Annotated in this window: 11 protein-coding genes; 6 read left to right on the plus strand and 5 right to left on the minus strand. The window is 70.8% G+C overall.

Features of this window, described 5'->3' with window-relative positions:
- Nucleotides 1-80: 80 nt before the first annotated feature.
- From ABZT14_RS02880 to ABZT14_RS02895, 4 genes are all read right to left on the minus strand, one after another.
- Nucleotides 81-1,025: a carbohydrate ABC transporter permease gene (locus tag ABZT14_RS02880; protein ID WP_356295953.1), complete on the minus strand. Its 945-nt coding sequence runs from the start codon at nt 1,023-1,025 to the stop codon at nt 81-83.
- On the minus strand, nt 1,022-2,311 hold the full coding sequence (locus ABZT14_RS02885) for a sugar ABC transporter permease (RefSeq protein ID WP_356297024.1): 1,290 nt from the start codon (nt 2,309-2,311) through the stop codon (nt 1,022-1,024). The genes ABZT14_RS02880 and ABZT14_RS02885 overlap by 4 nt, the downstream gene beginning before the upstream one ends.
- Before the next feature lie 104 nt (nt 2,312-2,415).
- Entirely contained in the window at nt 2,416-3,774 is a 1,359-nt protein-coding gene (locus ABZT14_RS02890) for an ABC transporter substrate-binding protein (RefSeq protein WP_356295956.1), read from the minus strand.
- 94 nt (nt 3,775-3,868) lie between these two features.
- The gene (locus tag ABZT14_RS02895) at nt 3,869-6,880 is read right to left on the minus strand and encodes an FHA domain-containing protein (RefSeq protein WP_356295958.1); all 3,012 of its coding nucleotides are present in this window, start codon (nt 6,878-6,880) and stop codon (nt 3,869-3,871) included.
- Between the two features lie 438 nt (nt 6,881-7,318).
- On the opposite strand from ABZT14_RS02895, the gene ABZT14_RS02900 reads away from it, so the two are divergent.
- The 4 genes from ABZT14_RS02900 to ABZT14_RS02915 all read left to right on the plus strand — a co-directional run bounded on the left by ABZT14_RS02900 (nt 7,319) and on the right by ABZT14_RS02915 (nt 12,542).
- Complete coding sequence (locus ABZT14_RS02900; RefSeq protein ID WP_356295961.1) at nt 7,319-8,968, plus strand: protein kinase; 1,650 nt, start codon at nt 7,319-7,321, stop codon at nt 8,966-8,968.
- A 168-nt stretch (nt 8,969-9,136) separates the two neighbouring features.
- Complete coding sequence (locus ABZT14_RS02905; RefSeq protein ID WP_356295964.1) at nt 9,137-10,405, plus strand: serine/threonine-protein kinase; 1,269 nt, start codon at nt 9,137-9,139, stop codon at nt 10,403-10,405.
- A gap of 31 nt (nt 10,406-10,436) precedes the next feature.
- Nucleotides 10,437-11,552 (plus strand): peptide chain release factor 2, encoded by a 1,116-nt coding sequence (prfB, locus tag ABZT14_RS02910; protein ID WP_356295967.1) that lies wholly within the window; start codon nt 10,437-10,439, stop codon nt 11,550-11,552.
- Nucleotides 11,553-11,723: 171 nt separating this feature from the next.
- Nucleotides 11,724-12,542: a collagen-like protein gene (locus ABZT14_RS02915; protein WP_356295970.1), complete on the plus strand. Its 819-nt coding sequence runs from the start codon at nt 11,724-11,726 to the stop codon at nt 12,540-12,542.
- Nucleotides 12,543-12,739: 197 nt separating this feature from the next.
- Here ABZT14_RS02915 and ABZT14_RS02920 read toward each other — a convergent pair whose 3' ends face one another.
- On the minus strand, nt 12,740-12,928 hold the full coding sequence (locus ABZT14_RS02920; protein WP_356295972.1) for a hypothetical protein: 189 nt from the start codon (nt 12,926-12,928) through the stop codon (nt 12,740-12,742).
- Nucleotides 12,929-13,267: 339 nt separating this feature from the next.
- On the opposite strand from ABZT14_RS02920, the gene ftsE reads away from it, so the two are divergent.
- Both ftsE and ftsX read left to right on the plus strand, forming a co-directional pair.
- Complete coding sequence (gene ftsE / locus ABZT14_RS02925; protein WP_356295975.1) at nt 13,268-13,957, plus strand: cell division ATP-binding protein FtsE; 690 nt, start codon at nt 13,268-13,270, stop codon at nt 13,955-13,957.
- Nucleotides 13,958-14,053: 96 nt separating this feature from the next.
- A complete protein-coding gene (ftsX, locus tag ABZT14_RS02930) occupies nt 14,054-14,965 on the plus strand; it encodes a permease-like cell division protein FtsX (protein WP_356295978.1) in 912 nt (303 codons plus the stop codon).
- Nucleotides 14,966-14,972 lie beyond the last annotated feature (7 nt).

Here is a 14,972-nt window from a genome sequence, read left to right on the forward strand (position 1 = left end):
GGGTACACGAAAGCGGCGGGGAACGGAATCCGTTCCCCGCCGCTCTGGTCGACGCGTGGTGAGGTGCTACTTCACCGCTGCTACTTCACCGCGCCCGCCATCATGCCCGACACGAACTGGCGCTGGAAGGCGAAGAAGACCGCCAACGGGATCACCATCGAGACGAAGGCTCCCGACGCCAGCAGATCGATGTTGTTGCCGAACTGGCGCACCTGCTGCTGGAGCGCCACCGTCATCGGTGGCGAACCGGAGTCAGCGAAGATCAACGCCACCAGCATGTCGTTCCAGACCCACAGGAACTGGAAGATGCTCAGCGAGGCGATCGCCGGGCCGCCCAGGGGCAGGATCACCCGGAAGAACAGCCGCACCTCGCCCGCGCCGTCCAGCCGCGCCGCCTCCAGGAGTTCCTTGGGGATCTCCGCGAAGAAGTTGCGCAGCAGGAAGATGGCGAACGGCAGACCGAACGCGGTGTGGAACAGCACCACACCGAGAGTGGTCTCGAAGATGCCCATCATGTTGAACAGCTTCGCCACGGGCAGCAGCGCCACCTGCACCGGCACCACCAGCAGGGCGACCACCAGCAGGAACCACCAGTCGCGGCCCGGGAAGTCCAGGCACGCGAAGGCGTAGGCCGCCGCCGCGCCGACCACCACCACCAGCAGGGTGGAGGGGATGGTGATGGCCAGGGTCACCCACAGCGAGTCGGTGATCGCCGCGTTGCCCAGCAGGGAGTCGTAGTTCGCCCCGGTCAGCTGACCGAGGTCCACGATCCACGGGAACGAGCTGGAGCCGAAGGCCGTCCACCAGCCCGAGGAGGCGATGTCCGCCGGATCCCGGAACGAGGAGGTCAGCAGACCGACCGTGGGCATCAGCCACAGCAGTCCGATGACGACCAGGAAGAAGCGAACCGCCGTACTGCCGGTCAGCCGGGCCAGACGGGACGCCGCCGAGGACTTCCGGGGAGGTCCGGTCGGAGCGTCAAGCGCCCCGCCCTCCACTGTCGTTGTGTCGGTAGCGACGCTCATCGGCGCTTCTCCCTTCGCAGCCGACGGATGTTGGACACCATCATCGGCGCCACCATCAGCAGCAGAATGACGGCGATGGCCGAGCCCAGACCCTGGTTGGTGTCGGTGCCGAACAGCGAGAGGTACAGCTGCAGGGCCAACACGTTGGCGTCCTCCTGAGTGGCGCCGGGCGCGATGATGTACACGAGGTCGAAGACCTTGAGCACGTTGATCATCAGCGTGACCAGCACCACTCCGAGCACCGGAGCCAGCAAGGGGACGGTGATCTTTCGGAACACCTGCCACTCACTGGCGCCGTCCACCCGGGCCGCCTCCAGCAGTTCCCTGGGCATTCCGGCCAGACCCGCCGCGATCAGCACCATGGCGAAGCCCGCCCACATCCAGATGAACGAGGCGATGATCGACGGGGTGACCAGTGTCGGGCCGAGCCAGTCGACGCCGTTGTACGACTCGGCGAAGTTCGAGGCGGGCAACCGCAGCTGCGCCCCCTCGGCCTTGGCCGGAAGCTCGTACCGCCCGTCTTCACCGGTCGTGGTGGAGGCGACCACCTTGCCGCTCTTGACCGCCTCCACGGTGATCCCGGCCAGGGCCTTCTCCTGGGTGTCGATCACGTCCGGCTTGCCGCCACCGCCCGGGGAGAAGTCCAGCCAGACGGTGCCGGTGACCTTTCCGGTCTGCCCCTTGGCGGGGGCCGCCTGCTTGGCCTTCTCCACGTCCTTCGGCGGTACGCCTACCAGGGGCAGGTTCGCCGGGTCACCGGCGTTGACCCCGTCCTTGGTGAGGAACGACCCGTCCTTGTTGGCGGCCAGGTCGCCGTTGGGCCGAGGCCGGGCGCCCGGCCAGGCCGAGGAGTCGGTGAAGGTGTCGTGGATCGACACCCACATCGCGTTGGCCACACCACGGTCCGGCTCCTGCTCGTACACCAGCCGGAAGATGATCCCGGCGGCCAGCATGGAGATGGCCATCGGCATGAAGATGATCAACTTGAAGGCGGTGCCCCACCGGACGCGGTCCGTCAGCACCGCGAAGATCAGACCGAGCGAGGTGGCGATCGCGGGCGCCACCACGACCCAGATCGCGGTGTTCTTGAACGCGGTCAGGGTGCTGGAGTCGGTGAAGACCTCCCCGTAGTTCTCCAGGCCGACGAAGTGGTCGCCGCTGAAGGAACCCGAGGAGTCGAAGAAGCTGCGGACGATCGAGAAGCCGATGGGGTAGACCACCAGCGCGCCGAGGAGGAGCAGCGCGGGCAGCAGGAAGCAGGCGGCTATCCATGGCCGGGTGCCCATCACCCCCTTGCGCGCCGGTGTGGCTTTCACCGGACCCGATTCGCCGGCAGGCGAGGTGGGGTCGCCCCCGTCGGGGGCGACCTGGAGATTCGACGACATGGGGCTCAGTCCTTGTACGCCTTGGCCGCGGCTGCTTCCAGAGCCTTCTGCGCGCCCGCCACGTCGGAGGGCTTACGCAGGAAGTCCTGCAGCGCCTTCCACTCGCCCTGGCCCTTGGTGCCACCGAAGGCGGCCGGGGCCTGGTCGGACATGTCGAAGCGGAAGTCGTCACCGGCCGCGATCAGGGCCTTGGCGATGTCCCGCTGCACGTCGTTCGGGTACGCGGACATCTTCATCTCCTTGTTGGGGGAGATGAAGCCACCGGCCTCGGCCCACAGGGACGCCGCGTCGGTCGACGCCAGGAAGGTCATCAGGGCCTCGGCACCCTTGCTCTTCTTCAGCGCCACGGCCACGTCACCACCGGTCACCACCGGGGAGTCCGAGCCCACCGCCGGGAAGGGGAACACCTTGGCGTCGGTGCCGATCTTCGACTTGGTGTCCTGGATGTTGATGCCGACGAAGTCGCCCTCGAAGACCATGGCCGCCTTCGGGCTGTCGCCGCCCGAGAAGGTCTGGGTCACCGAGGTCGGGAAGTCGGTCTGCAGGGCGCCCTTGTTGCCGCCGGCCAGCAGCTGCTTCTTGCCGAACAGCTGACCCAGGGTGGTCAGAGCCTTCTTCACCGACGGGTCGGTCCACTTGATCTTGCGCTCGGCCAGCTGGTCGTACTTCTCCGGCCCGGCCTGGGAGAGGTAGACGTTCTCGAACCAGTCGGTCAGCGTCCAGCCGTCCGCGCCACCCACCGAGACCGGGGGCACGCCGGAGTCCGAGATCGTGGCGGAGTTCTGCAGGAACTCCTTCCAGGTCTTGGACTCGCCGACGCCGGCGGACTCCAGGGCCTTGGTGTTGTACCAGATCAGGGACTTGTTGGCGGCCTTGAAGTAGACGCCGTACTGCTTGCCCTTGTGGCTGCCGAGGTCCTGCCAGCCCTTGGAGAAGTTCTTGGTCAGCTGGGCCTTGGCGTCAGCGCCCAGCGGCTTGGTCCAGCCCTTCTCGGCGAACTGCCGGAGCACGCCCACCTGGGGCAGCATCGCCACGTCGGGCGCCTTGCCTCCCTCGATCTTGGAGCCCACGAAGGTCGCGACGTTGTCGCCGGTCGGCACGAACTGCACCTCGGCGCCCGTGCGCTCCTCGAACTCGTCCAGGACCTTGCGGAAGTTCTTCTGCTCGGGGCCCGTCCACACGGCGGCCACCTGAAGTTTCTGCCCGTCCAGCTTGGGCAACTTAACCGTGACCTTCTGGTCGGAGGCTCCGTCCTTGTCGTCGTCGCCACCGCCGCAGGCTGTCGTGGTCAGCGACAGCGCGGTCAGAGCGGCCAGGGCGAGAGCGGTGTGCCTGACACGCGAAGTAGCCGACGAAGATCCCAAAGACCCGCTTTTGTGCATGAATTACCGTCCCCATTTATGTGGCGCGACCATGATCACCCCCGTGAGGCCGCGCCGTGGCTGCAGTGCGACAGTCCTAGCCCGGATCGCGGGGCCCTGCAATAGCTCTGTCAGGGCCGGCACCCGCTTCTTGACCGGTCCGTGACCTGCCGTTGTGCTGGGACTCCGCCGCACGGCACACCGCGCTCGCCAGCAGCGCAAGGTCCGTCGGACCGTTGCCCAGCTCGCGTACGGGTCGTCGGGCGGGGGAATCCCCGGCGCGCGCCCAGTCCCAGGGCACGACCGTCGGACGCAGTGTGCCCGTTCGGGGTATCCGACCGGTCACCCGGGCCCCCTGGAACGACCAGTGGTCGCCGCGACCGCTGAGCACACCCCGGCCCACCGGGGCCGGAGCGGCACTCAGATCGGCCCACCAGGACACCGCCCGGGCGACCTCGGAGTCGGCCGACAACTCCGGGCGACCGGTCGTCATCACCAGGTGAACGCCCAGTCGCGCGCCCTCCCGGACGACGCCCTCCAGCGCCCGCACCACCGATCCGGCGGCCGGGCGGCCGGGGTTGCCCAGCGCGGGGGACAGCAGTATGTCGAGGTCGTCCACCAGCACCACCAGCCGGGACAGGCCGGCCCCGTCCAGGGCTGACCCCTCCGACGTCGGGGCGGGCTCGGAGGGGCGGCGGGGCGCCACCACCCTCGGCTCGTCGCCCGGGCCGGTGAGCGGCTCCCCGTCCAACAGCGCGGCCCGGCGCTTCAGTTCACCGCTCAGCGACTGGGCGAACTCCCGCATCCGGCCTGGCTCGGTCGCCACCAGGTGGCCCGACACATGGGGCAGCTCCGCGCAACCGGCCAGCCCCTCGCTCTCGCCGCGTCCGTCCACCAGCAGCAGCTCCAGGGCGCCGGGGCGTTCACCGGCCGCCAGGGAGGCGGCCACCACGCGCAGCAGCTCCGACTTGCCGGTACCCGCCTGGCCACGGATACCCAGGTGCGGGCGCCCAGGGGTCAGCTCCAGCCCCACCGGGCCGCGCACCCCCGCCCCGAGGACCACCCGGGCCCGTCCGGGATGGTGCTCGGGGCCGGGCGCGGACCAGCGGGCCAACAGCGCGGTGGGAGTGGCCCTGGCCAGGCCCAGTTCGTCCAACAGGCGGCTGCCCCGGGGGAGTTCGGTACGGGCGGCGGGCAGCCCGCCGGCCTCGCGCACCTCCGGTTCCCGCAGGGGGGCCAGGGCGCGGGCGAACCGCTCGGTCCAGGTCGGGGACACCGCGTCCACCACGGCGGAGGTGGAGTGGGTGGCGGCCGGCTCGCCGTCCGGGCCGCACCGGTACAGCCGTACCGAGGTGGCCACGTCGCCACTGAGCTGGGCCACCGTCGTGCAGTCCGGCAGCACCGGACAGCTCTCCCGTGCCCTGTGCAGGGCCTCGATGGCCGGGCTGGTCGCGGTGGCCGCCGGCGCCTCGCCCAGGCAGAGCGCCCGCACTCCCGAGTGCGGCCCCTCGCGCACCAGTCGGGCCACCCGCCGCCGCAGGTCCGCCGTCCCCGGGTCGCCGTCGACGACCAGCACCGTCGAGGGGGCCTCCCGTGGCGGATGGTCGCCCCGGTCCTCCAACTCGCGCAGCAACTCGCCGACCCGGGCCTCGGTCTGGCGACGGTCGTGGGCCAGCAGCAGCCGGCAGTCCTGTCCCGCCCGGGGGCGCAGATGGGGAAGCCACCCCAACCAGGACCACTCCGCGACCGCTCCGCGTTCCGGGGCCAGCAGCACCAGCCGTAGGGCGGACGGCGGGTGCAGCGCGGTCAGTTGGGCCAGCAGCGATCTGGCCACCGACATCAGCCGGGGCCTCGGGCCGGCCACCCCCAGCGAACCGTCCCGGGCCAGGTCCACCAGCAGGGGTTCGGCCGGCCCCCGGGGCGGGGTGAGGTGGCCCAGCCGCAGCGTCAACGCGTCGGGGTGGCCCACCCCCCGCTCCCACAGTCGGGGCCCGGGGCCCAGTGCGGTCAGCAGCAGGGTGGCCGGGTCCGGCCAGCGCGGGTGCTCGGGTTCGGGGACCGGTTCCGGCTCCGGCCGGGCGGAGGCCGGTACGGTCCCGCCCTCCGGGGGGCGCCCCCCGGCGATACGGCGGGCCCAGGAGCCCAACCCCCGGGCGCGCGGGCGCTCCTCGGATGGCTCCAGGTCGGTGCCGCCCAGCCCGCGCACGGTCTGGCCCCGGGGCGGTTGCCGCTGGGGCTGGCGCCCTGGCGGGTACCGCGGAGTTCGGGGCGGCTCCGGTGGGGGCTCGGACGCGGGGGAGTGCGGGTCGGGGCCGGATGCCGGTTCGGACCCCTGGGGCGAGGCGCCGGCCCCGGACAGCCGTACCACCAGGCGGCCCTCGCCGTCGGGGCTGTTCGGCAGGCTGGGCAGGACCACGGCCCGGGCCCGGGTGACGGTGTCCTCGGGCGGTGCGCCGGGGGCCGTAGGGCGGGGGCTCAACTCCGCGAGCCGCAGCGCGGACTGGCCCAGCCGCAGGGTCGCGCCCGGGCGGAAGGGGCGGGGGCTGTCGCCCACCGGTACGCCGTCCAGGGTGGTGCCGTTGGTGGAGCCGAGGTCGATCACGGTGGCCGCGCCCTCGCCGGAGACGGTGATGGCGCAGTGCAACCGGGACACGTCGGGGTCGTCCAGGGGTACGTCGGCGTCGGCGCTGCGCCCGAGCAGCACCCGGCCCCCCTGGAGCAGGTGCACCCCTCCGGCGTCCGGTCCGGCCACCACCCGTAGCCGGGCCTTGGCCGCGCCGTACGCGGTCAGGGCGGCCCCCGGATCGGCGAGGGCGGTGGGGGGCGAGGGGGCGTGCAGGGACAGCAGGGCGCCTTCCAACAGGGGCGGTTCGCCCAGCAGTTGGCGGTCCGGGTCCAGTCGCCGCCGTCCGACGTACACCGGGGTGGTGTCCGCCGAGGCGGGGGACTCGGGGGAGTCCTGGGGTGCCGGGAGGGAGCTGGGCAGGGCCGAGCGCAGCGAGCGCAGGACCGCGCTCATCGGGGTGCCCGCCGGTGCCGTCACCAGTACGTCGCTGGCCGCGCCACCTTCGGCACGGGGCCCTGACACGACAGTGAGCCGGATCTGCATCGGCCTTCCCCGTCCCCTCTTCCCGGTCTGGAGCTGTGGCGGACCCCGCCGGGGCGGCTCGGTGAGCCGTCCTGGTCCTGGGTGCTGTGGGCATCCTGCCACCCGGTGCCCACAGTCGGCCGGGCCCAGAGCTTACCGATCTTGGACGGAATCCGGGGTGTTCGCTCTTCGGTCACGGTTCTCTCACCAGCGAACGAAAAGCGGTCACCGCCACCGGTACGTCGGGCGTGATCTGTCTCGGACACGTCACCGGGGGAACCCGGTGGCCCACCATGAACGTCCCTTCGGACACGGCCCTGGCCGGCTCGCGGCCGGAGTCCGTCGCCCGCCCACCACCCCGCCTGTTCACGTCACCGAGGCCGGTGGAAGGCTTGCGGGAGCCCCGTACAGTGAGCGGGACCGAGTGGGATTGCAGTACGAGACCAGGGAGCGCATGACGTGCGGCCGGTAGGCAGCAAGTACTTCCTTGAGGAGCCGCTCGGACGCGGCGCCACGGGCACCGTCTGGCGCGCCCGGCAGGGGGCCCCACCAGGGGAGAGCACGCCCGAGGGGGTGCCGGCCGGCGAGCCGGTGGCCATCAAGGTGCTCAAGGAGGAGTTGGCGCACGACCCCGACGTGGTGATGCGCTTCCTCCAGGAACGCTCGGTGCTGCTGCGGCTCACCCACCCCAACATCGTCCGCACCCGGGACCTGGTCGTCGAGGGCGACCTGTTGGCCCTGGTGATGGACCTGATCGACGGTCCCGACCTGCACCGCTACCTGCGTGAGAACGGTCCCCTCTCCGCGGTGGCCGCCGCCCTGCTCACCGCGCAGGTCGCCGACGCCCTCGCCGCCAGTCACGCCGACGGGATCGTCCACCGGGATCTGAAACCGGCCAATGTGCTGCTGGCCGGAGTGAGCGACCAGAGCGGCGCCATGCGCCCGATGCTCACCGACTTCGGCATCGCCCGCCTCGCGGACTCCCCGGGCCTGACCCGTGCCGACCAGTTCGTCGGCACCCCGGCCTACGTCGCCCCCGAGTCCGCCGAGGGCCGGCCGCAGACCTCCGCCGTGGACATCTACGGCGCCGGCATCCTGCTGTACGAGGTCATCACCGGCAACCCGCCGTTCACCGGGGACTCCTCCCTCCAGGTGCTCCAGCGCCACCTGTCCGAGCCCCCGCCCCGCCCCCAGGGCGTGCCGGAGCCCCTGTGGACGGTCATCGAGCGCTGCCTCAGCAAGGACCCGGAGCAGCGGCCCAGCGCCGTCAACCTGGCGCGGGCGCTGCGTACCGTCGCCGGGGGTGTCGGCGCGCGGGCCACCGCCCAGCAAGCTGCCGCCGCCATGGGGGTGGCCGCGATGCTGGCCCCCGACCCGGCGCCGACCTCGGTACCGGACAGCGAGTCCACCCAGGCCCTGCCGCACGGCAGCGGCAACCCTGACGCCGAGCCCACCCGGGCGATGCCCCGGACCGGGGCCACCGACCCGGACGCCACCAGCGTGCTGCCCCAGGGCAGTGGTTCGGGAACGCCGAACCCCCCGGGCGACGACGCCAACGCGACGCGGGTGATGCCCCCGGTGCCCGGGGAGCCGCCCCAGCAGGCCGGGCCGCATCCCTGGGCGAGCCAGATGAGCGCGGCCCGGGACCGCAACGAGCAGACCCAGGTGCAGCCGGTGGACCCGCAGTTGGACCCGCTGCGCCGGCGGCCACAGCGGCAGCGCCCCCAGCAGCAACAGCGGCCCCGCCAACAGCAGCAGCAGTACCAGCAGTCGTATCCGCAGCAGTACGGCCAGCGGCCGGTGCAGCACTACGAGCCCCAGCCGTCCCCACCCCAGCAGCCCCGGTACGAGCCGAGGCCGCAGCGCCCCCAGAGGGAACCGCGCCAGCCGCGTCAGCGCAGCGCCAACCCCACCCGCATCCCGGGGCTGGGCTGCCTCAAGGGGTGTCTGGTGATGATCCTGCTGGTGGTGGTCATCCTGGTGCTGGTGTGGAACTTCACCCCGGTTCCCGAGTGGCTGGACCAGAGCAAGAGCCTGTGGGACACCACCACGGACTGGCTGTCGGAGGCCAAGAAGTGGATGGAGGAACTCGGCAGCGCGAGCGAGTGAGGCCGGGCCGCCCCGAGGTGCGGTGTCCTGGATCAGCGCGCCAACTTCCTTTTCTCCAGGGCGAGTTCGGGGATTTGTCGATTTAACGCCGGCGAATTCCCTCAAGAAAGTGAAAGTTGACCGCATTCGGGATCCGTCAGCCGGGTGCCGCCACGTAGCTTTGTCGCCATGGGACGGAAGATCGGCGGTCAGTACACCGCTCACCAGATCCTCGGGCGGGGCAGCGCCGGCACGGTGTGGCTGGGTGACGGACCCCGGGGCCCGGTCGCGATCAAGCTGTTGCGCGAGGACCTCGCCGGCGACCAGGAACTGGTCACCCGCTTCGTACGGGAGCGGGACGTGCTGCTGTCCCTCAGCCACCCCCGGGTGGTCGGCGTCCACGACCTGGTGGTGGACGGCACCGAACTCGCCCTGGTGATGGACCTGGTGCGCGGTACCGACCTGCGCACCCGGCTGGAACGGGACCGCCGGCTGGCCCCGGCCACCGCCGTCGCGGTGGTGGCCGACGTCGCCGACGCCCTGGCCGAGGCCCACCGGGCCGGGGTCGTCCACCGGGACGTCAAGCCCGAGAACGTCCTGCTCGACTCCCAGGCCGCCCCCGGCCCCGGGGACGCGCCCCCGGCACTGCTGACCGACTTCGGGGTGGCCAAGCTGATCGACTCGCCCAGCCGCAGCCGGGCCAGCCGCATCATCGGCACCCCCGACTACCTGGCCCCCGAACTGGTCGAGGGCCTGCCTCCCCGCGCCTCCGTCGACATCTACGCCCTGGCCACCGTGCTGTACGAACTCCTGGCCGGGTTCACCCCGTTCGGCGGCGGCCACCCCGGCGCCGTACTGCGCCGCCACGTCACCGAGGCGGTCGCCCCGCTCCCCGGAGTCCCGGACGAACTGTGGCGGCTGATCCACCAGTGCCTGGCCAAGGCGCCGGCTTCCCGGCTGCGGGCCGCCGAACTCAGCACCCGGCTGCGGGAGATGCTCCCCGAGCTGGAGGGGATGCCCCCCCTGGACATCGACGACCTGGACCCCGCCCTGGAGGCGCCGGCCGAACCGGCTCCGGCTCCCGTGGCCCCCGCCCCGGGCGAGGCGGCGCCCCGGGGGGAACGCCCCGGCGCGGTCTCCCTGGTGCCCGGGCACGCGCCGGACTCCAACCGGGACACCCACACCAGCATGAGGGTCCCCGGAGCCGACGAACTGGCCGGTGGCGCCCACGGCACCGCCCGTACCCCCAGGGCCAGCGGGCAGCAGCGCCCCGGCTCCGCGCGGCACCGGGCGGCCGAGCTGAGGAGGCGCCGGGTGCGGCTGGGAGTGGTCGCGGCGGTACTGGTCGCCCTGGGGCTGGGCTCCTGGATGGCCTTCGGGGAGAAGGAGGACGAGGGCGCCGGGCGCCCGGCCGGTGTGGAGCAGGGCGTACGACCGTCGGTGCCGGCACGGGGGTAGAGCCCGTCGGCGCAGCCGTTAGGCTGGAGCCGTGGCAGTCGTCGACGTATCCGAACAGCTGAAGTCCCTCTCCTCCACCATGGAGTCGATCGAGGCCGTCCTGGACCTGGACAGGTTGCGGTCCGAGATCGCCGAGCTGGAGGAGCAGGCCGCGTCTCCCACGCTGTGGGACGACGTGGAGCACGCCCAGAAGGTCACCAGCAAGTTGTCCGTCCTCCAGGGGCAGCTGCGCAAGGCCGAGGAGATCAGGGGCCGGATCGACGATCTGGAGGTGCTGTTCGAGCTGGCCGAGTCCGAGGACGACGCCGACGCGCGGGCCGAGGCCGAGGCCGAGCTGACCTCGGTGCGCAAGACCGTGGACGAGCTGGAGGTGCGGACCCTGCTGTCCGGGGAGTACGACCCCCGGGAGGCGATGGTCAACATCCGTGCCGAGGCCGGCGGGATCGACGCCGCCGACTTCGCCGAGCAGCTGATGCGGATGTACCTGCGGTGGGCCGAGTCCCGGGGATACCCGACCGAGGTGTTCGACATCTCCTACGCGGAGGAGGCGGGCATCAAGTCGGCCACCTTCGCGGTGAAGGCCCCCTACGCCTACGGCACGCTCTCGGTGGAGCAGGGCACCCACCGGATGGTGCGTATCTCCCCCTTCGACAACCAGGGGCGTCGCCAGACCTCCTTCGCCGGGGTCGAGGTGCTGCCCGTGGTGGAGCAGACCGACCACATCGACATCCCCGAGAACGAGCTGCGGATCGACGTCTTCCGCTCCTCCGGTCCGGGTGGCCAGTCGGTCAACACCACCGACTCGGCGGTGCGGATGACCCACATCCCCACCGGGATCGTCGTCTCCTGCCAGAACGAGAAGTCCCAGATCCAGAACCGCGCCGCCGCGATGAGGGTGATGCAGGCCCGACTGCTGGCCCACCGCCGCGCGGAGGAGCAGGCGAAGATGGACGCCCTCAAGGGTGACGGGGGCAACTCCTGGGGCAACCAGATGCGTTCGTACGTGCTCCAGCCGTACCAGATGGTCAAGGACCTGCGGACGGAACACGAAGTCGGCAACCCGCAGGCGGTGTTGGACGGCGACCTGGACGGTTTCCTGGAAGCCGGGATTCGCTGGCGCAAGCAGCAGGAGACCCAGGCCGGCTGAGTCGCTCCCTGACCGTTCGTGGCCGGGAAGTGAGGATTTCCCCGCGCTTCCTCGGCCAACTCCCCCTGAAACGGGGCACTTTCCCCGAAGCTCGCTTGACGCTGCACCGGAAACTGGGAAAGCTGCACGCTTGGCATGCCATAGCAAAAACCTAATGGGGGTAGTTGGCAGATGACCAATTCCAAGACGCGACTTCGGGTCGCGCGGGTCGCCGCGGCCTCGGTGTTCGTCGTGGGGGCCTCTCTCACCGCCGCGGGTGCCGCACAGGCCGTTGACAGCGGCTCCTCCTCCAAGGCGGAGAAGTCTGGCGACGGTCTCCTGGGCGGCCTCATCGGTGGGCTCATCGGAGGCAGTGACTCCGGTGGCGAAACCGGTGGCGAGACCGGCGGTGACTCCGGTGGCGACACCGAGGGCACCATCGGCGGTGACACCGAGGGAACCGTCGGAGGTGACGACGGCGGTAGCTCCGAGGGCACCGACGGCGGGAACACCGGTGGCGACACGGGTGGTGACAACGGCGGCGACACCGGTGGGAACACCGGCGGCGACGACGGCGGCAGCTCCGAGGGCACCGACGGCGGCAACACGGGTGGCGACACCGGTGGTGACGACGGTGGCAGCTCCGAAGGCACTGACGGCGGTAGCTCCGAGGGCTCCGACGGCGGCAGCGACGGGGGCGACTCCGGTGGTGACGACGGCGGCATCGGCGGCGAGGACGGCACCGTGGGCGGCGAGGAGCCGGCCACCATCGGTGGCGACACCGGCGGCGACGACGGCGGCTCCCAGAGCACCAACGGTGGCAGCACCGGCACCAACGGCGGCAACACCGGTGGCGACACCGGACAGCGGCCGGCCGGCGACAAGGAGGAGCTGGCCGACACCGGTTCGTCCGAGACCGCCTTCCTGCTGATCGGCGCCGCGACGATGATCGCGGGTGGTGTCGGCTTCCGCCTGATGCCGCGCATGATCAACCGTCGTACGGCCGCCTGAGCGGTACGTCCACGTCCTGACCCGGGTGACGTCCTGGCCCGGGAACGGGGCGGTATGTGACAGGGGCCGGAGCGCTGAGAGCGCTCTGGCCCCTCGTCATGTCCGGGTGGTCAGTCGCCCGTACCGGGCGGAGGAAGGCGATGCCGGACGCGTCACCTCGCAGCGGGTCCAGCGGGCTCGGGGACGGCGGCTCGGGTTCAGGCCACGGACAGGCGCTGGGCGACCAGGGCGACCGCCAGGATCGCGGTCAGCAGCGCGGCCAGGGCGGTGGCGCTGACCCCTCGGAACCCCTCCTGATACCGGGCGCGTTCGGCCCGGCACACCGGGCAACGACCCTCGGACACGGGGCCCGCGCAGTGTGCGCACACCAGTCGGTCGCACGTCATGCGGTTCTCCTCCCTCGCCGGGTCGTCTCGCGGGGCGGTTCGCCCCCGGGGTCCTCGCGACCCCACGGGAACGGTCCTGGTCACGGTGTACCCGGAAGCACCCCGCGTCGCACCGTCCGTGACTCCACTGTGCCAGGTCTTGGGGCGGGGTGCAGAAAGCCGGGAAGAACCAGGGCGAAAGGCCCGCGATGCCGGTTCCGTGGGGGTGTGTCCGGGGGCTGTCGCGGAGGGAAAGGGGCCTTGACTACGACTCCCGGAGCCGTTCGCGTAAGGTCGCCCCACTGACGGGGAGCCAAAGCCAGGCTTCCGAAGCCCTACCCAGGTCGACGTGGTGTATCCGTGATCCGATTCGACAACGTCTCCAAGTCCTACCCCAAGCAGAACCGTCCCGCACTCCGTGACGTCTCGCTGGAGATCGAACGGGGCGAGTTCGTGTTCCTGGTGGGCTCGTCCGGTTCCGGCAAGTCCACCTTCCTCCGGCTGGTGCTGCGCGAGGAGCGCGCCAGCCACGGGTCCGTCCATGTCCTCGGCAAGGACCTGGCCCGACTGTCCAACTGGAAGGTCCCCCAGCTGCGGCGCCAACTGGGCACCGTCTTCCAGGACTTCCGCCTGCTCCCCAACAAGACGGTCGGCGAGAACGTGGCCTTCGCCCTGGAGGTCATCGGCAAGTCCCGTGGGCAGATCCGCAAGACCGTCGGCGAGGTCCTCAACCTGGTGGGCCTGTCCGGCAAGGAGGACCGGATGCCTGGGGAACTGTCCGGTGGTGAGCAGCAGCGGGTGGCCATCGCCCGGGCGTTCGCCAACCGCCCCATGCTGCTGATCGCCGACGAGCCGACCGGAAACCTGGACCCCCAGACCTCCGTCGGCATCATGAAGCTGCTGGACCGCATCAACCGCACCGGCACCACCGTGATCATGGCCACCCACGACCAGCAGATCGTGGACCAGATGCGCAAGCGTGTGATCGAGCTGGAGAACGGCCGCCTCGTACGGGACCAGACACGCGGTGTCTACGGATACCAGCACTGAGTCACGCCGTACGGCGAGTCCCCGGCCGTCCGCCGTCCTCGTGGACTGACCGGGGCCGCACCGCTCCACCGCTCCCCACTCTTCGGAAAGGACGCCATGCGCGCCCAGTTCGTACTGTCGGAGATCAGCGTCGGTCTCCGCCGCAATCTCACGATGACCTTCGCGGTGATCGTCTCCGTCGCGCTGTCCCTGGCCCTGGCCGGTGGCTCGTTGCTGGCGCGGGAGCAGGTCAACACCATGAAGGGCTACTGGTACGACAAGGTCCAGGTGTCGATCTACCTGTGCAACAAGAACGACGCCAAGTCCGATCCCAACTGCTCCAAGGGCGCCGTGACCCAGGAGCAGAAGAAGGAGATCCAGGGCGACCTGAAGGAACTGGACGTGGTGGACAAGGTCTACTACGAGTCCAGCGAGGAGGCGTTCAAGCACTACCAGGAGCAGTTCAAGGACTCCCCGCTCGCCGACTCCCTGACCGCCGACCAGATGCAGGAGTCCTTCCGCGTCAAGCTTGAGGACCCCACCAAGTACCAGGTGCTCCAGACCGCGTTCTCCGGCAGACAGGGGGTGCAGGAGGTCCAGGACCAACGAAGTCTGTTGGAGAACCTGTTCAACCTGCTCAACGGCATGAACATCGCGGCACTCTGCGTGATGGCGCTGATGCTGGTGGTTGCCCTGCTGCTGATCGTCAACACGGTGCGTGTCTCGGCGTTCAGCCGAAGGCGGGAGACCGGCATCATGCGGCTGGTCGGCGCCTCCAGCTTCTACATCCAGATGCCCTTCATCCTGGAGGCGGCCATCGCCGGGCTGATCGGAGCCGGGTTCGCCTGCCTGCTGCTGATCGGTGGGAAGGCCCTGCTCATCGACAGCTGGTTGCAGGAGAAGATCGTCCTGATCAACTTCATCGGCTGGGACGCGGTGGTCAACGTACTGCCGTTGATCGTGGCGGTGGGCGTGCTGATGCCGGGGATCGCGGCCTTCTTCACACTCCGCAAGTACCTGAAGGTGTGACGAAGGA

Source organism: Streptomyces sp. NPDC005438, assembly GCF_040606315.1.
GTDB lineage: Bacteria > Actinomycetota > Actinomycetes > Streptomycetales > Streptomycetaceae > Streptomyces.